We start from the raw sequence: 17,886 nt of genomic DNA, 5'->3' as shown, positions 1-17,886 counted from the left end.
ATTTCGATTTGAATCTACTTAGATTTCTTTTTGTTTCATATTTCTTCGTGTAAATGTTATGTTACTAAATGATTTACCAAAAGGATGCTATCCCAAAGTTACTTTTGATGCGGTTGGCAAAATTTGTTTACTTTTACGAAACGACAATGCATACATTATGGTGGATATTTTGCTACTCGAAGATGACAGGGTTCTTTCGACTGAAATCAAATCCTTTTTACTGAGTCAGGGCTTTACTTGTGATCTGGCTTATGACGGCATTGAGTTTCTAGCGCAGACGCATCAAAAAAAATATGATTTTTACCTGTTGGACATCAATGTCCCAAAGATCAACGGTCTTGAAATCTGTAAGAAGATAAGAAGCCATGATGCGCTGACCCCGATCATCATTCTTTCAGCCTATGATGATATCGACGACAAAAAGGAAGCATTCCTACGTGCCGCAGACGATTATCTGGTCAAACCCTTTGTGCTGGATGAGCTGTTGATGCGCATCAACTCCCTCCTGCGCCGGCAACAGTATAAGGAAAGCCTCAGCTTAAAAACTTTGGTTATTGATGATCTTGTTATCTATCCCGAAGAAGCCCGCGTCCTCCGGGCCAATGAAGAAATCAGCCTGACACAAAAAGAATTTCAGTTACTACTAATCCTGGCTCAAGCCAATGGGCGCACCTTGTCCAAGCAGTATATCTCAGAAGAAGTATGGAAGAATCAATTTCAGACAACACAAAATACCATCGAAGTCTACATTAATTTTTTACGTAAAAAAATAGACAAGAATTTTGAAAATAAGCTTATCCACACCCGCCCCGGATTTGGTTATTACCTTGCTGCCGATAAATGACTTTAAAAAAGAAAATAGCGATCGGTTTTAGCATTGCCTTCTCCATTTTATTTGGAATCGCAATGCTAATTATCTATTACGCCAGCGTCGATTTCAGGAATGATCAATTCCGCCAGCGCCTGATAGATAAGCTGGACTATATTTCACATTACATTGCCAATACCCCTTCCTTTGACCGCGAATCTTATAAAATCTACTTCCAGGATATTGAAGATGGACTTTCTTATGAAGACGTCATTATCCTGGACAAGAACAAAAAACTTATTTTCAGCACGGTAAAAGACAAAACCATTGCCTGGGATCAGCGCATTATCAACCGACTGGAAAATGAAAAACGCATCTTCTATAAACAGGATCAATATGAAATATTGGGCAAATATTATCTGATTAACCAACAGGCCTACTATCTTTTGGTAAAGGCCCAGGATTATTCGGGCAACGAAAAATTGGACCACCTGGCCATCGTATTAACCATCTTATTTTTACTGAGTGCCCTGCTGATCTGGTTTTTTAGTTACAACCTTATTCTACGTTTATTAAGTCCTTTAGACAGGCTAAAAAATGACATCACGCAGATCAATGCCAGTAAGCTGACCAATCCGGTTAAATATGCCGGAAATACAGACGAGATCGCGGTATTGACCCAGGCATTCAACACCATGTTGAAGCGGCTGTCCAATGCATTTGAATCCCAAAAAGAATTCAATTCCAGTGCCTCCCATGAGCTGAGGACACCGCTGGCCAGAATGTCATTTCAACTGGAGAACCTCCGCCATCAACATCAGCTGGATGAAGACGTCAGCCATATACTTGACAATATCTCAAAGGAGACACAGCATCTTTCGGAAGTAACAAACTCGTTGATGCTGCTTTCAAAATTTGATTCGGCAACACTACAGACCACTTATCAGGAAGAACGCATCGATGAGATTATTTTTATGGCATATGAAAAGGCAGTAAAGACCTTTCCCGACCTGCAGATCGACTTTTCTATAAAAGGCGTCGCCGACCCTACACTGAGTATTTTTTGCTCCGCCCAACTGATTGAAATAGCATTTGTCAATCTTTTCAAAAATGCAGCACTCTATTCCTATCATCCCGAGGTGACTGTTGTTATCCATGAGTCCTCGAGCCAGCTAAAAGTAGTGGTCAGCAGTCATGGTGCCCCGCTCAGCACGAATGATCAAAAGCGTATTTTTGAGGCCTTCAGCCGAGGGGAGAACGCTTCAGAAATTACTGGATCGGGCCTAGGCCTAAGGATTGTCAAACGCATTATGGACTCACATCAAGCAAGCATTGAATACAAAGCCGATATGCAGCAATCTACGCATATATTTGTGCTAAAGTTTCCCTTACCAGCAGCTAAAGAGGCAAATATCCTAACCAATGCTCAATAGACCGCTCCTTCAAACCCATTCGCATTTTTACCCATAATGGGTTAAAAAACAAATCGAACCATCTTTTATTTATCGTCAAACAGTTAAATTTTAAGTTTTTTTTAAGCATTTATTAAGGCGCTTTTAATCTATGTCCTTTTTCTTTGCTTCATATGATCATGATGACAAAGAAAACCTTGCTATTTTTTCTATTTTTAATTTCAATTGCATTCGCCCAACAGAAAACGGCTATAACCGCCAATGCTACTGGTCAACAAAATATTGTTGGCAGTCCTGAAAACACTGCTGGCAAAACAATATTGCAATCTTCAAACAGAAAGATGACGCTGCTGCCTACGCCGTGAGGTGTAAGGCAGCATCTCTTTCACCGGATGCAATGGGGCACCTATTGATGTAACATTTGTATCTATTCGGGCCACAAAGTTTCAAAAACAACAAAAAGCCCTTAAGTTTACAGCAAATTATCTTCCGGAGGCTAACTGATGTCCCCGGAGCAACAAACAACTATATGACTATTCTCACCTTTACACTCATCCTCCTTTTGGGTGCATTTGTAGCAGGACTCTTAGGTTCGCTGACAGGCTTAGGGGGCGGGGTTGTCGTCATTCCACTGCTGACCCTCCTGTTCCACGTTGACATCCGTTACGCCATTGGGGCAGCATTACTGGCGTCAATAGCAACCTCTTCGGGTGCAGCTACAGCCTACGTCAAAGAAGGGATTACCAATATTCGGCTCGGGATGTTTTTGGAAATCGCAACGACAATCGGCGCTGTCATTGGTGCCGTTATCGCGATCTACATGCCCACCAACACCATTGCCATTATCTTTGGTGTGGTATTGATCTTTTCGGCCGCAATGACGGTGCGCAAGAAAAATGAACATGCGCTATCCGGTGGTTCGGCTTTGGCCGAAAAGTTAAAACTGAACAGTACCTACCCTTCGGAAGGCAAGCTCGTTCCCTATAAACTGACTAATGTCGTTGGTGGCTTTTCATTAATGGGCGTTGCCGGGGTGCTCTCGGGACTACTGGGCATAGGTTCAGGTTCCCTGAAAGTACTCGCCATGGACAGCATGATGAAAATTCCATTTAAAGTAAGTACAACAACAAGTAATTTCATGATCGGGGTGACGGCAGCGGCTTCAGCCGTGGTTTACCTACAACGGGGTTATATGGATCCTGGTATTGCCTTTCCTGTCATTCTGGGTGTACTTTGTGGCGCTATTACAGGGTCAAAGCTTTTGAAACGAATGAACCCCAAGACCTTGCGTATTATTTTTGCTGTAGCCATCACATTGGTCGCACTCGAAATGATTTTTAATGGATTTCAACAAAAATTTTAAGCAGCAAATCTTTAACGAATAACAATAATACGTTTCGTTTTGCCGTTGGCGATAAACATTTAAAAATAATTATTTGCAGATGAAACAGGTATTTTCAAAAAACTATTGGGGTGATAAGGATATCTCACTTTTGGTGGGACAAATTTTACGCATAGGCGTTATCCTGGCCTCCTCCATCCTGGTGATCGGTGGTATCTGGTATCTGGTAGTCCATGGACAGGATTCAGTACCCAACTACAGAGACTTTATCGGTGAGGGAAAATCAAATACCACCATCCATGGGATTATTGTTGGGGTATTCAACAAAAATATTCCCCAAATTATACAACTTGGGGTTTTGCTCTTGATCTGTACACCTATTGTACGGGTAATCGGCTCCCTCTTCGGTTTTATCATTGAAAAAGATAAGCTCTATATCATCATTACATTGATTGTATTGACCGTTATTATCGGCAGTATATTGAGCGGAGTCAAGGGATAATTCAGCTAAGCAACAGCTGTTTATCGCTTGGCTCTGAGCCATGTGGACTTATCCAGGGCATATTCAAAATTCTTTCGTTCGGGCTCGTTGACATAAGACACCATTTTCTCGGCCACCTTGCTCGCACCCAAACGTTCTACCGCTTTTTGTGAACGGTAATTTTCGGCTCCTACGTGCAAATAAATCCTATCCACAAAATTAAAGGCAAAGTCAAACATCATTTCCTTGACCAAAGGATTTATTCCTGCTCCCCAATAGGCTCTCGCATAAAAGGTAAAACCAACGAAAATAGACTTTTCAGCTTCATTCAAACCATAATACCGGGTGCTTCCTATGCATTGCCCGGTTGTTTTATCTAAAATAAGATAAGCTGCTTTGCTCTCCAGGGCCGCATCAAAAAAAGCACGAAAGACATCCTCCTTCCAGCGGTCTTTATTAGGATGTTGTTCCCATATCAAAGGATCTTTAGCCACTTGATACAGGACATCAAAATCGACCGGGTCAATCAATTTTAATACGACCTTATCATTTTCAAGTTTATTCGGTGCTACAAACTTCATTAGAACATGTTTAACGTTGGACTTCTACCAAAATTTAAAATTTCAATAAAAGATACCAATTATTGATGAAACCAAGTTGAATTACGTTTTCTTTATTCAAATATTACACCAAAATGTCCAAATTACTAGATACCTGAACCATCATATTGTTCATATTCAGCAAATACCGTTATTTCTTTCACCCAAAGTTTCGCCGCTAAGTTATTTTGCCTTAAAATTGGCTGAAATCAACCAGCGTATTAAATTAGCAAAGCAAAATTTTGTATTTTGCACCCTAATGGAACAATTCAAGGAATTTGTAAAAAAGCGTATCAATGTCAGCGAAGAAGAATTAGATGATATTGTATCGCGTTATCATGTCAGAAAAATCAAGAAAAAGGAATACTTTTTAAGGGCCGGTGAAATCTGTCACTATGAAGCCTATGTCCTCAGTGGTCTGTTTAAATCATTCTATGTCACAGCCGACGGTATCGAACATATCCTGCAATTTGCCATTGAAGACTGGTGGGTTGGTGATATTGCCAGTTTCAATTATCAGGAACCGGCCCTGCAGAATATTCAGGCCCTAGAAGATTCGGTTGTACTTACCTTATCAAAAACAGATAAAGATAAATTGTACGAAGACCATCCGATCTATGAGAAGCTTTCCAGAATTATGGCCCAACGGGCACAAATCGCCTCCCAGCACCGCATCATATCAAGCATAGGTTTTACAGCCCAGGAACGCTACTTGGATTTTATCAAAAGGTATCCTAAAATCTATCCACGGATATCAAATATGCAACTGGCCTCCTATCTCGGGGTCACACAAGAGTTTTTAAGCCGTTTAAAAAGACAAATTTTAAAGCCCAATCGAAATTCTTGACCTACATCAATTTTTTCTATTTAAGATTATCTCACCTTTGCAAAAGCTTGTTCAAACAAACATTTTGAACAATTAAACGTTTGATAAATAAACAAATAGAAAACAACATGAATAGATTTTTCCAATTTCTGGCAGTAGCAGTGTTAATGGTTAATGTTGCTGTAGCACAAGTAAAATGGTCGGCAGACCCCGGGCACACCAATGCACGATTTGATGTCAAACACCTTGGCATCAGTTTCGTTGACGGCCAGTTTACCAAAGTGGAGGGAACAGTTGAAACTGCAACCGCAACAAGTTTCAACAATGCAAAAGTAAATTTCTCCATTGATGTCAATAGCATTGATACACGCATTGAAGCACGTGACAATCACTTAAAAACGGATGATTTCTTTGCCGCAGAGAAATTTCCAAAAATGACGTTAAAATCAATTACCTTCAAAAATGCCAAAGTGAAAGGTAAATACATCATGGTAGCAGATCTGACCATCCGTGACGTAACGAAGAAAGTAACCTTCGATGTCACCCAAAATGGTGGAGTCATTACCGATCCTTGGGGGAAAACACGTGCAGGCTTTACAGCAAAAGCTAAAATTAACCGTCATGATTTTGGTATAAAATACAACGACAAATTACCTTCGGGTGTAGAAGCTGTTGCTTCTGATGTCGACATTATTGTCAATACGGAGTTGGTATTGAACTAAGCAAAGATTATTAAATCACACAGACTAACGAAAAGTGGCTACTCAAGATTTTGGATAGCCACTTTTTTTTAAAGCTTACAGCTTACTTAGCCAAAAGCTCCCTGTTCCCGGGCGAATTTCTTTTTTACCTTACAAGCCTTTTAACATGCCGCCGTCGAGGGGAATATTGGTCCCCGTGAGATAATTGGCGTACTCCGAGCAAATAAAGGCAACCAGATAACCATATTCCTCGGGCTTGCCCAGGCGTGCGGCCGGCACTTGTTTTAAACGCAACTGTAGCGCTTCCTCATACGATATACCTAACCGCTGTGCATCCAAATTGGTCAACGATTGAATCCTTTCGGTATCGAATAACCCTGTTAAAATACTATTGACTGTTATGCCATCTTTTGCGACATCATCCGAAAGCGATTTGCTCCAGCTGATCAATGCGGTACGGATGGTATTGGACAAAACCAGATTGGATACAGGTTCCTTCACTGTAGAGGACGATACATTGATCACCCGTCCATATCGATTTGCCAACATATAGGGCAATGCGCAGGAAGTCGTATAGCAATGATTCTGGAACAAAAGTTCAAAGGCATTCTGGTAGTCCGCCAGGTTTTTCTGGTCGATCGTCCCCGCCTGCGGCCCATTGGAATTATTGACCAGAATATCCACTTTATTTGACTGAAAATAGTCATCTATTTTTACCTTATAAGCTTCGTGATCATTGTAGTCGACCAGGATATATTGGTGCCGCTGCCCTTTTGAGGTATCCAAGCTTTCCAACGTATGCTTCAATTTCTCTTCACTGCGTGATGCCAAGGTAACCGAAGCGCCACAGGATGCCAGCACTCGGGCTATGCCCGCGCCGATACCGGTAGAACTGGCACCGATCAGGGCCTTTTTTCCAATTAGATTGATTTCCATTATATGTGTTGTGCTATTAGATTATCCGAGATTACTCATTGCATAAATCATTCAAAAAAATAGGCTAATGCCAGCAAGCCATTTAATCATTATCCTTCGCCCTGATCATGGCGATAAACAAATATACGGCAAAGATCCAGGCTGACCCCAGACATATCCAGGCAAAAACAGGAATCCCCAGCCATTGAGGTTCAATACGTGCGACAATAACCATTCCACCCAATAAGTTGAGAGACATAAACATAATACCGATCACAATCCGGTTTACCCCTTTGCGGAGAATGGCATTGAACGAGCGCGCGCTGATCAAGCGATGGTTAAGCGTAAAATTCCCTGTACGAAAAAGGCGCACCAGAGCGCGCATGTCTTCCGGAAGCTTTTCCACATCCCGTGCGAAAGATTCGATCTTATGCTTTCCTTTCTTGAAAATAGCTTCGGGCGAAAGCCGCTCCATCATAATCCGACGTGCAAAAGGCTTAATACTTTCCATGATATTCAGATCAGGATAAAGCTGACGGCCGATGCCTTCCATCAGTGAGATGCCGCGCATCAGCTGATAGATATATTCTGGGAAATACAAACGATTATCACCGATGATTTTCCAGAGTTTATTGAACAGCAGATCGAGGCTAAGATCACCCAGGGAAACATTATCGATCATATCGAATATTTCGTACAGGGAACGCTCAAATTGATTTCGGTCAGGGATATGGCTCACGACAGCCACGTCTTCAATAACGTCGGCGAGTCGCACTGCATCTTCGGAAATTGCAGACTGAATAAACTCTTCGAGCTGCCGTCGGTCAATTCCGAGCAATTTCCCCATGTTGCCAAAGTCGAGAAAGGCAATACGGCCATCAGGCATTACCATCATATTACCGGGGTGCGGATCGCCGTGAAAGAAGCCATGGATAATCACCTGTTCCAGGTAAAGGTTGATCCCATTTTTCACTAAGGTCTCCACGTCCATTCCTCGCCGTTTTATTTCAGCAACATCCGTCACTTTGAATCCGTCGAGGTATTCCATACAGAGCACGCGGTCGGTAGACAGATCAGGATAGACTTTGGGCACTTTGATCAGTTTGTTGCCTTTAAAATTCTTGGCAAAGCGTTCGATGTTATGCCGTTCAATGACCAGGGACATTTCTTCCTGCAGCGTCATTGCAAAAGATTCGACAATCAACGAAAGATTAAGATTCTCCAGGGCATCGTTGTACATGGTCAGGATCTTGGCGATATCCCGCATGAGCGCAAGATCGACGCGCATGACCTCATCTATTCCAGGCCGGCGTACTTTTAAAACGACTTTTGTTCCGTCTTTTAGCGTTGCCCGATATACCTGTGCGATAGAGGCTGCGGCAAAAGGTTCGGTCTCAATGGTTTGAAACTGCGCTGTAACGTCTAATCCCAGTTCCTCAGCAAGGTATTCCCGAATGTTGACTTCAAAGGGTGGCACATTGTCTTCCAAACGTTTGAGTTCCTCGACCAGGTCTTTTGGGAGCAGCCCTTCACGTGTGGAAGCAGACTGCCCTAACTTAATAAAGGCAGGCCCAAGCTCCTCCAAAGCCATTCGGATACGTGTGTATACACTAATCTTGTCAACATCAATATTACGTTCTAAGCTCGCTCTTGACCCTTTCCAGGGCAGCCGGGCAATAGCATCCTTGAAACCATATTTTGCCAATATGCTTAATATCTGGGAACTTCGCTGTAACTTCTTGGTCGGATTGTACATCATGGACAAGGATTTTCGAAAACAAGATACGGAACAAAAACCTTACCTTTTTCGCTTTACGGTTTGCTGAAAGTAAAAATTCACTTACTCCAGCAGGTTTCGGCCGTCCAAAAACAAGCTATTCAGCTTCCATCTGATCCAAATTTTCTTTAATCTGTTTAACGTAATCCCCGTAATAGACACGGATCATAATTTCAGTAATCACTACAATAATTACGATAGAAATAATTGCAGACAAGATGATCCAAAAAATAAAGTTAGGATCCTGCTGTAAAGTTTCCTTGAAGTGATACAATTTTTCAAACCAGGCGACTGCCCTATTTTGGCCAATCATAATGAGGTAGAGAAATAAGCCCTGGGGAATCATGACGTAGGCGACAATACGATAGGTCTCTACGGCATATTTGAGATCATAATACAGTTTGAGAAGGTGCTCCCTTGATGCGAGCAGATCAATCTGTTTGGCACTTTTGATCAGATAATAAAACCGACGATAGTAAAGCAGGCTTGACAGGGAGATCTGCACAATAAAAAAGTAATAGGCAAAAGCCGCATATCCGGAGATTTTATAGATAGGAAGCATAGGTACGGCAATCAGGAAAAACATGCAGACTACCCAGGAAATAAATTCACGTTTGATATTACGTCTTAGTTTGGCCATGATATTGCCGACTTCCTTATAATGTTTAAGATTTGGATTTTGCAAATCCTCATCCATGGGCTGTTCTTGCCAAGATTTTTTTAATTCATCAAAATTCATAATTGTATTTTTTAATGATTTGTTGAATCCGCTCTTTGGTACGATTTAATTTAACCCGCGCATTCACTTCAGATATCCCTAAATACGCGGCTATTTCGCGGTGGCTCTGACCTTCCAGAAATAAAAAGATCAATGCTTTTTCCACCGCGTTTAATTCATGTACTGCCTGATAGAATATTTTTAGCTGCTCATCTTTATCCGGATTATAGGACTCTTCCGCAAAATCATGACGTTCCTCGAGGCTATCGTAAATCTGCTGCTTCTTCTCTTTCTTTAAAAATACCATCGCGGTATTTAGTGCGACACGGTACATCCAGGTCGAAAACTTACTTTGATTCTTAAACGAGGCGTAAGACTTCCAGAGCTGATATACAATTTCCTGATAAAGATCCTGCCGCCCCTCATGGTCATCCATATACATACGGCTCACCTTGACGATAATTCCTTTATTTTCGTCAATCAATCGAAGAAATTCTGTTTCCGAATGAGCCAATGGTAATTTTTTTTAGATCTTTTCAGCTAATAAGTATAGCAAACAAACAAAGTGTTACAGCTTAATTTAAAAATATGTAAATTGTTCATAAAAAGGAGGCAAATCAGGATAATAATTATGGAAAATATATTTTACGAAGGCCAGGTCATCTGGGCGCAAATCGATGCCAATAGACATATGCGCCATTCTGCTTATGCGGATATTTGTGCACAGGCACGGAGCAATATGTTAAACAAAATGGGCTTTTCGCTGGATAAGTTCGCCGAGTTTCAGATCGGACCGATTCTATTCAGGGAAGAGCTGATCTACTCCAAGGAAGTACATCTCGACGAGTATGTACAGGTAAAGGTCGAATTAACCAAATACAATAAGACAAACAGCCGATTTTCTTTTGTACATCAGGTCTACCGCAAGGATGGTGCGCTGTGTTGTACGGTCAACGTTGACGGCGCCTGGCTTGATTTAAAACGACGAAAGCTGACCAAACTGCCCGAAGAAATGGAACCCTATTTGGCCAAAGTGCCACGCGCCACAGGATACGAAGAAATTGGATAAAAAAATCCCCCGGAATCTAAATGGATGCCGGGGGATTAAAACATAAACTAAACCTAAAAACTATCTTATGAAACATCCGTCGACCTTAAGTCAGACGATACCTGTTGTATAAACTATTTTACTTCGATCAAACGCTTTGCAATGATCGCGTCTTCTTTCTTACCGACAGTTAAGATCAATATTCCACCTTCGTACGCTGCTTCAATATTGCTGTAGTCAACAGTTTCGGGTAAAGTAAATGATCTTGAAAACGAACTATAATTGAATTCTTTTTTGCTGTACAATTTGTCCTCACTTGTTTGTTCGTCTTTTTTCTCTGCTGAAATCGTGATCAAATTTTTATCCACATTGATTTTAAAATCTGACTTATCCAATCCCGGAGCGGCCATTTCAATCTTAAATGATTTTTCAGATTCCGAGATATTTACTGCAGGAACACGTGATACCAAACGATCTGAGATAAAATTGTCGTTGAACAGATTGTCAAATACGGTATTCACAAATGGGTTTACTGCATCGGTGTTTAAACTTTTTGTAGGGAATTTAATTAATGCCATTTTTTGTCCTCCTAATTTTTTTATTTTTTGTTAAGCTTTATTTTCTAACTCTTTTGTAGGGAATATTCAATTCACGTACCAGTCGTAAAACAAAGACAAAATGTCATTCAATTACAGAAATAAAAGACATATTGACATATCAAGATTTAAAACAGCTTTAAAATTGAACGATTTTGTCACTAGTACGGGCCGATGTCCCATTATCCGTTATAGCATTAACGTCACAGTAGGCAAACTGTTTTCAGAAGAATTTAATTTGACAAAACATCAAAATACGGCTTTAGCTTTCCTGTCCCTGCTTTTCTCCATGTTCCAGCGCCGCAATCAGTAAAAATTTGACCGCGTTATAGGTATAATCTTTTGCTTCGGCATAAGAAATTCCATAGACGCGTGATACCAGGGCATCATATTGCGGAAAAGGCGAAAACAACTTATCGTAATAAGCATCCAACTGTACCTGAGTGGGCAATTCAAAAGCCAGGCGAAGCTGGAATCGTCGGATAATCGCCGTGTCCAGTATTTCGGGATGATTGGTTGCCGCAATCAATACTGCTTCAGCTGGAAAATAGTCGATCAGCTGGATAATCGTATTCACGAGGCGTCGCATCTCACCCACATCTTTTTCTTCACTGATGCGTGCTTTCCCGATCTGGTCAAACTCATCCAGAAACAGCACCGCTTTTTCACGACCTGCCTTATCAAAGACCTGTTTGATATGCTGTGAAGTTTCACCGATACGGGAGGAGATCAGATTGCTTAAATTCAATACATAGATGGGCTTCTCAAGTGCTGTCGCCAGCGCTTTTGCCGTTGTTGTTTTTCCACAGCCAGAATAACCGTGCAATAGAATCTTATTGCTTACAGGTAGGCCATATCCCGAAAGTTCGCGGATATAACGATGTTCCTTGATCAGCTGCAGAAGCTTCTGCCGGCTATCAGCCGCTAAAAAAACATCTGCTAGTGCTATCTTTTCCTTATCGGCTATAACAAGATCGTAAATATTCATTTAATCAGTTTAATACTTTAATACAATGGGTCTGCAAAATTAAGCAAGCATTCCGGGCTTCCGCTGGTCCAGTTTGAAAATTAATCTTTCAGGTATTTAAGACTGACCTCCGAAAAGGACAGATCTCCGCCGAAAGGTGGGTTTGATTTACGAATAACAACCACGATTGTTTCGGCATGTGATACGGCCGTTCTAATCTGCTCCAGAATCTCTGCGGCGGCAGATTCCAGCAATTTCCGTCGGGGCTGCATCACCTTTGCCGTAATCTGGTACAGCTCTTCGTAGTTTAAAGTATTGCGCAAATCCTCTGTTTCCGTGTTATGAAAAGGAAAACAGACATCAATGGACACAAAAAATTCATTACCGAGAATCTGCTCTTCTTCGTAATAGCCAATTGGCGCATAAAATCGCGCCTCTTTCAGGGATACTGTCTGTAAAATGGTTGCCATGCACAAACCTAAGCAAATTGTTCCAAATCAAAAAAACAATGGTCTCCGCGAATTCCATGATGTCCAGCTCATGCAAACGGCCTCAATACGCCAACATTAGCAGCGGGATACGCGCTATTCTGAAATTATAATTGTATATAAAAACAAATTTTCCTAAGTTTAAATACAACAAAAACCCAACAGATGAACTTTTCTTTACCTTCGGCACTAACGATGGCGATCCTATGCGGCGCCAGCGCAGTCTATGCCCAGACAAATATGAAAGCTAGCGACACAGAATATTATAGTCCTGTCCCGCCTACGGTAACGCTTGACAAAGGAATCCCGAGCGATGCCATCGTACTTTTTGACGGCAAGGATCTGAGCAAATGGAAGAGCGAAAAGGGGAAAGCAAATTGGACGGTAGCCAATAATACGCTTGAAGTAAAACCCGGAAGCGGAAATATAGAGACCACCGAGCATTTCACCGACTTTCAGCTCCATATTGAGTGGAAAAGTCCTGAACTGATCAAAGGTGAAGGCCAGGGTCGGGGCAATAGCGGCATATTCTTGCAGGGCCTCTATGAAATCCAGGTCCTCGACAACAACAACAATCCAACCTATGTCAATGGCGGCGCCGGAAGCCTTTACAAGCAGCGTCCACCACTAGCGCAGGTTATTGTAGCCGACAAATGGCATGTATACGACATTATCTACAAAGCACCTCAGTTTAATAAAGACAGTCTATTGATCAGCAAAGGTACAGTTACTGTCCTTCACAACGGTGTCATTGTCCAAAACAACACCCAGATTGACGGTACAACGGAATACATCGGACTACCGAAACAGGTGAGCCATGGGCCGGGCCCTATTATCCTGCAAGATCATGGGGATCTGGTGCAGTTCAGGAACATCTGGCTCCGCAAATTATAGGCATTGGCAACAATTTCAGTTAGACAAGCAACAATTCTGTACTAGGTTTTATAGGGCTATTTACCTAATTTAGCCCTATAAAATTTAAAAGCAAATGCCATCATAGCGACAAAAAGCACTTATGATGGTACAGCATCATTAAAAATAAAATATTCTAATGAAAAGAATTGCGCTATTCTTCTTGTTGGCAAGCGCTCTAACCAGCCATGCCCAACGAAACCTTAATTTGGAAGAAACGGTATTTGGACCACGCACCTACGCACCAGCATCCATCCCTGCCACTTCCTGGATCCCAAAATCAAACAGCTTCTCTTACCTCGATAAATCGTACCAAAACCTGTTCTCCAAAAGCGCGGAAAACAACTGGACTGAAACAAGCTTGCTGTCGAAAACAGAACTTGAGGCAGCTTTAAAAGCCGCGATTCCAAACGAGACATTCCATTTGCAAATGTTTCCTTATGACTACAAATGGCGTGACGGTAATTCATTGTTGCTTCAGGTAAACGGAAAGGAAAAGGTATACACCGTAACCTACAACGTCAAATCAAAAAGCATCGAAAGTTTTATCGGAAACGATAGTCAGGGAGCAAACCGTGAATTGAGCGCAGATTTTTCAAAAGTTGCTTATCTACTCGACAACAACATTGCTATCGTTGACAAAGATGGAAAAGTGACTGCAGTTACCAGTGACAGCGACAAAGGTATCGTCAATGGCAGTGATTATACCCACCGTCAGGAGTTTGGCATAAAAAAAGGAATGTGGTGGAATGCTCAAAATGACAAGCTGCTCTATTATCGCAAGAACGAGACTATGGTTGCCAACTATCCACTGCCACAATGGAGCCCTAAAGTAGCCGAGATTAAATGGATAAAATACCCCATGACAGGGCAGAAGTCAGAAGAGGTAACCTTAGTCATCTATAATACAGTGACAGGGCAAAAGGTAACATTACAAACCGGAGACCACAGTGAGCAATACCTAACCTGCGTAACCTGGGACCCTTCAGGTAAATTTATCTATGTGGGTGTACTTAACCGGGATCAAAATGACCTTAAGTTCAATAAATACAATGCCGAAAACGGCGCATTGGTCAAAACATTGTTTGAGGAAACTGCAACGACCTGGGTAGAACCGGAAAATCCGCTCACATTTTTACCTAACAAGCCAGACCAATTTCTTTACCAGTCCGACAAAGAGGGCTACAACCAGCTGTACCTCTACAATACAGAAGGAAAACTGATCAAAAAATTAGGTTATCAGGATATTGTGCTGGACAATCTATTGGATTTTTCTGCGGACGGAAACAAAGTAAGCTATATCGGTGTCACCAACAATGGCATGGACCGTCAGCTATTTGAGGTAGACCTTAAATCCGGAAAAACGGTTCAGTTGACAAACGAACCCGGTATACACCAGGCCTCGCTGAGTGATGACGGAAAATATATCTATGATCAATATAGCGATCTCAAGACGCCGAATATGATCCAGGTCAAAGCGGTCAAATCAGGCAAAGGAACAGTACTGATCAAAGCTGACAATCCGTTCAACGGAAAAATCAATAATCCAAAAATAGAATTTGTCCAGCTGACTTCGGCAGATGGCAAATACCCATTGACCGGCCGCATTATCTATCCAAATGATTTTGATCCGGCCAAGAAGTATCCGGTCATGTACTATTTGTACGGTGGCTCCCATTCCCAACTGGTTTCCAACAAATGGCTGGGTGGTGCAGGCTACTTTGATCTCTATATGGCGCAACAGGGATACATCGTATTTACCATGGACAATCGCGGCACCAATTACCGGGGCCGGGATTTTTATACCGCTACCCATCGTAACCTTGGTCAAAATGAAATGGCCGATCAGCTAAAAGGAATTGAGTTTCTGAAATCAAAATCCTTTGTCGATCAACAACGCATGGGCATCTTCGGCTGGAGCTTTGGTGGTTTTATGACAACGTCATTTATGTTGCATCATAACGACATTTTTAAAGCAGCAGTCGCCGGGGGGCCGGTGATCGACTGGAAATTTTATGAGGTTATGTACGGTGAACGCTATATGGACACCCCACAGGAAAACCCTGAAGGATATAAATTGACGTCTTTACTAAATAAAGCGGATCAACTGAAAGGACGTTTATTAATCATCCATGGCGCACAGGATCCGGTCGTTGTACAACAAAACAGCATGGAATTTTTGGAAGCATGCATTAAAGCCGGAAAACAGGTCGATTATTTCTTATACCCTACCCACGAACATAATGTAATGGGCAAGGACCGCATTCATATGTACGAGAAAATTGCCGATTATTTTAATCAGCACCTTAAAAAATAGACGAGCATATAAAAGGCGCCTTTCTTTCCGATCGGCGCCTTTGAATAAGGATTTGGCCCAGTATTATTAGTCGATTAGAAGATACCGGTATTATTCTGCAATCCGGTTACGCAAGGGAAAGACAATAAAAAAACATAACTTATTACCATTGCCAGGAATCAGCACAATGCTGCCATTGCGCACCTGCTGCCCTTAAGCCAACCAGGCATCGGAGCCAACGCTGATCAGACCGTAAGATAGCAGTTTCTCGCTGACGGCACGGCCGAAGACCAACCCCGGACAGCGGAAAAAGACAGACGGCACAAGTCCATTCTTCAGCATCAATTACCACTTGTTCTTTTGGATTGTAAATTTGTCGGCCAGGACATTTGTTTACCTGCCTTATCAATGGGCAGCACAATTTTGTCGCGCGACACCAAGGTCGGTTCCTCGCAGGCGAGGTAAGTCAACACCGCGACGATAATCGCATTTTGCCGAACCTCATCAAAGACAATTTTATCGTAAGTATCCCGATTGGTATGCCAAGTTACCTTTCCATAATCCCAGGAGGTGGAAGAAAGACCAAAAGCCGGAATTCCTTTTTGGACAAAAGAAGAGTGGTCACTCCCACCGGTTCCCGGCATTCCAGGAAAGCTCGTCTGGATTTCAGTACGAAATTCTTCGGGTAGATATTGCAACCAGCGGCCAATATATTCATAAGCTTTTTCAAAACCACTTCCAGCGATGCGCACAATACGTCCGGTTCCATTATCCTGGTTCCAAACCACCTGAATATTTTTAGCGACATCGGGATGATCTTCGACAAAAGCCGACGAGCCGTTCAGCCCCTGTTCCTCGCTGCCCCAGTTGCCCACCAGAATGGTTCTTTTGTTATCAGGGTACACTTTTCGCAGGATACGAACAGCCTCCATCATCGTGATGACCCCGGTTGCATTGTCCGTTGCCCCTGAAGCTCCATCCCAGGAATCCAGATGCGCCGACAGGACCACATATTCATTTGGTTTTTCTTTTCCCTTGATCTCAGCAATGCTGTTATACGTCTTCGCCGTTCCCAGTTCCCGGGATTTTCCCTGCAAAAGTATGCGCGGCTTGACACCACGTTCAGCCATGCGATAAAGGAGGCTATAATCTTCCAAAGCGATATTAAAGACCGGAATCTGTTTGGATTTTGCGTCAAAAATACGGGTAATACCGGGCAGTTCGGTCCAATAGGAATCGATTACCCCTATAGCTCCGGCAGCTTCCAGTGCCAATGGCAAAGTCCGTCGCGTACTCCCCGTATAGGACATACTGAGCTCCCATTGCCTAAGCTGCTCACTTTTGAGCGCCTGATATTTTTCATAAGCTTTGGCAGAAGCCGATTCCTTCCAGTTGGCATCGGATCGACCTGAAATGGGGTTCATCCCGATCAGGACAATTTTACCTTTAACTGTCTTTAGCCAGGACTGGAAGTCAGCTTGAGAACGAAATGGCGGCATCGCCACCACCTCAGCTTCCACACCTTTTTCTTTTGTCGCCGGACTAAAAGCCAGCTGTGTTCCTTCGAGCGATTTAATCCGCGGATAAGTCATGGTCACCTGGGAGGTGCCCCTTTCCCAGGAGCGCCATTCACCGTAGGCCTCATTACGTGCATCCGCACCCAGCGCGGTATACTGCTTCACGACCCAGTCATGTGCCTGCTGCATCTGCGGACTTCCGACCAGCCGTGGACCGATCATATCAACGAGTTCAAACGCATAGTTTTCGAGCTGCGAATTGACCTGAGCTTCCTGGACAATGGCAGCAACGACGGCATCCTTATTTTGCGCAAAAATAGCTGTGCTGCTCAACAGCAAAAATGCCAGTCCAAAAGACTTCAGATTTCTTTGTTTCGTATATTCTTTCATTCGTATGTTAATTCGTTCAGCATCCTGTAGGTTCGGCAGGATTGGTTTTCGGAAAATTACAAAAGATAATTCAAAAAACATACGCATAGCCCT

At 42.5% G+C, this 17,886-nt stretch carries 19 protein-coding genes; 10 read left to right on the top strand and 9 right to left on the bottom strand.

Translation table 11 applies throughout. The features are described from left to right. Positions 1–58: 58 nt before the first annotated feature. The 5 genes from DCO56_RS27330 (at position 59) to DCO56_RS27310 (ending at position 4,064) form a co-directional block, all read left to right on the top strand. Positions 59–844 carry a response regulator transcription factor gene (locus DCO56_RS27330; protein WP_219929464.1) on the top strand — a complete coding sequence of 262 codons (786 nt, stop codon included), beginning with the start codon at positions 59–61 and terminating at the stop codon, positions 842–844. Next, positions 841–2,241: a HAMP domain-containing sensor histidine kinase gene (locus DCO56_RS27325; protein WP_108636846.1), complete on the top strand. Its 1,401-nt coding sequence runs from the start codon at positions 841–843 to the stop codon at positions 2,239–2,241. Before DCO56_RS27330 ends, DCO56_RS27325 begins: the two co-directional genes overlap by 4 nt. A 158-nt stretch (positions 2,242–2,399) precedes the next feature. Continuing rightward, complete coding sequence (locus DCO56_RS27320; protein ID WP_146191152.1) at positions 2,400–2,585, top strand: hypothetical protein; 186 nt, start codon at positions 2,400–2,402, stop codon at positions 2,583–2,585. A gap of 164 nt (positions 2,586–2,749) precedes the next feature. Next, complete coding sequence (locus tag DCO56_RS27315; RefSeq protein WP_108636901.1) at positions 2,750–3,583, top strand: sulfite exporter TauE/SafE family protein; 834 nt, start codon at positions 2,750–2,752, stop codon at positions 3,581–3,583. A 79-nt stretch (positions 3,584–3,662) separates the two neighbouring features. After that, positions 3,663–4,064 (top strand): DUF1634 domain-containing protein, encoded by a 402-nt coding sequence (locus DCO56_RS27310; protein ID WP_108636844.1) that lies wholly within the window; start codon positions 3,663–3,665, stop codon positions 4,062–4,064. Between the two features lie 20 nt (positions 4,065–4,084). Here DCO56_RS27310 and DCO56_RS27305 read toward each other — a convergent pair whose 3' ends face one another. Further along, positions 4,085–4,624 carry a GNAT family N-acetyltransferase gene (locus DCO56_RS27305; protein WP_108636843.1) on the bottom strand — a complete coding sequence of 180 codons (540 nt, stop codon included), beginning with the start codon at positions 4,622–4,624 and terminating at the stop codon, positions 4,085–4,087. A gap of 277 nt (positions 4,625–4,901) precedes the next feature. On the opposite strand from DCO56_RS27305, the gene DCO56_RS27300 reads away from it, so the two are divergent. Then, entirely contained in the window at positions 4,902–5,489 is a 588-nt protein-coding gene (locus tag DCO56_RS27300) for a Crp/Fnr family transcriptional regulator (protein ID WP_146191151.1), read from the top strand. 107 nt (positions 5,490–5,596) lie between these two features. Then, positions 5,597–6,190 carry a YceI family protein gene (locus DCO56_RS27295; RefSeq protein ID WP_108636841.1) on the top strand — a complete coding sequence of 198 codons (594 nt, stop codon included), beginning with the start codon at positions 5,597–5,599 and terminating at the stop codon, positions 6,188–6,190. A 129-nt stretch (positions 6,191–6,319) separates the two neighbouring features. Here the strand turns inward: DCO56_RS27295 and DCO56_RS27290 are convergent, their stop codons facing one another. From DCO56_RS27290 to DCO56_RS27275, 4 genes are all read right to left on the bottom strand, one after another. Beyond that, positions 6,320–7,105 (bottom strand): SDR family oxidoreductase, encoded by a 786-nt coding sequence (locus tag DCO56_RS27290; RefSeq protein ID WP_108636840.1) that lies wholly within the window; start codon positions 7,103–7,105, stop codon positions 6,320–6,322. Between the two features lie 82 nt (positions 7,106–7,187). Further along, positions 7,188–8,843 (bottom strand): ABC1 kinase family protein, encoded by a 1,656-nt coding sequence (locus DCO56_RS27285; RefSeq protein ID WP_108636839.1) that lies wholly within the window; start codon positions 8,841–8,843, stop codon positions 7,188–7,190. A gap of 115 nt (positions 8,844–8,958) precedes the next feature. After that, positions 8,959–9,600, bottom strand: a complete 642-nt coding sequence (locus tag DCO56_RS27280) for a hypothetical protein (RefSeq protein ID WP_108636838.1) — start codon at positions 9,598–9,600, stop codon at positions 8,959–8,961. Continuing rightward, on the bottom strand, positions 9,590–10,093 hold the full coding sequence (locus tag DCO56_RS27275) for an RNA polymerase sigma factor (RefSeq protein ID WP_108636837.1): 504 nt from the start codon (positions 10,091–10,093) through the stop codon (positions 9,590–9,592). The genes DCO56_RS27280 and DCO56_RS27275 overlap by 11 nt, the downstream gene beginning before the upstream one ends. 117 nt (positions 10,094–10,210) lie before the next feature. Between DCO56_RS27275 and DCO56_RS27270 the strand changes: the two genes are divergently transcribed. Beyond that, complete coding sequence (locus DCO56_RS27270; protein ID WP_108636836.1) at positions 10,211–10,648, top strand: acyl-CoA thioesterase; 438 nt, start codon at positions 10,211–10,213, stop codon at positions 10,646–10,648. A 113-nt stretch (positions 10,649–10,761) separates the two neighbouring features. Here the strand turns inward: DCO56_RS27270 and DCO56_RS27265 are convergent, their stop codons facing one another. From DCO56_RS27265 to DCO56_RS27255, 3 genes are all read right to left on the bottom strand, one after another. Then, complete coding sequence (locus DCO56_RS27265; protein WP_104384090.1) at positions 10,762–11,205, bottom strand: Hsp20/alpha crystallin family protein; 444 nt, start codon at positions 11,203–11,205, stop codon at positions 10,762–10,764. A gap of 280 nt (positions 11,206–11,485) precedes the next feature. Beyond that, a complete protein-coding gene (locus DCO56_RS27260) occupies positions 11,486–12,211 on the bottom strand; it encodes an AAA family ATPase (protein ID WP_108636835.1) in 726 nt (241 codons plus the stop codon). 80 nt (positions 12,212–12,291) lie between these two features. Beyond that, entirely contained in the window at positions 12,292–12,660 is a 369-nt protein-coding gene (locus DCO56_RS27255) for a dihydroneopterin aldolase (RefSeq protein ID WP_108636834.1), read from the bottom strand. A 183-nt stretch (positions 12,661–12,843) separates the two neighbouring features. On the opposite strand from DCO56_RS27255, the gene DCO56_RS27250 reads away from it, so the two are divergent. Continuing rightward, the gene (locus DCO56_RS27250) at positions 12,844–13,572 is read left to right on the top strand and encodes a 3-keto-disaccharide hydrolase (protein WP_108636833.1); all 729 of its coding nucleotides are present in this window, start codon (positions 12,844–12,846) and stop codon (positions 13,570–13,572) included. Between the two features lie 157 nt (positions 13,573–13,729). Continuing rightward, entirely contained in the window at positions 13,730–15,907 is a 2,178-nt protein-coding gene (locus DCO56_RS27245) for a S9 family peptidase (RefSeq protein ID WP_108636832.1), read from the top strand. Between the two features lie 320 nt (positions 15,908–16,227). Here the strand turns inward: DCO56_RS27245 and DCO56_RS27235 are convergent, their stop codons facing one another. After that, entirely contained in the window at positions 16,228–17,793 is a 1,566-nt protein-coding gene (locus tag DCO56_RS27235; protein ID WP_108636900.1) for a M20/M25/M40 family metallo-hydrolase, read from the bottom strand. Positions 17,794–17,886: the final 93 nt, after the last annotated feature.

This window comes from Sphingobacterium athyrii, assembly GCF_003071065.1.
GTDB classification, from domain to species: Bacteria; Bacteroidota; Bacteroidia; order Sphingobacteriales; family Sphingobacteriaceae; genus Sphingobacterium; species Sphingobacterium athyrii.
The sequence above is the reverse complement of the archived record's forward strand: the minus strand, read 5'-3'. Positions and strand labels throughout refer to the sequence as shown.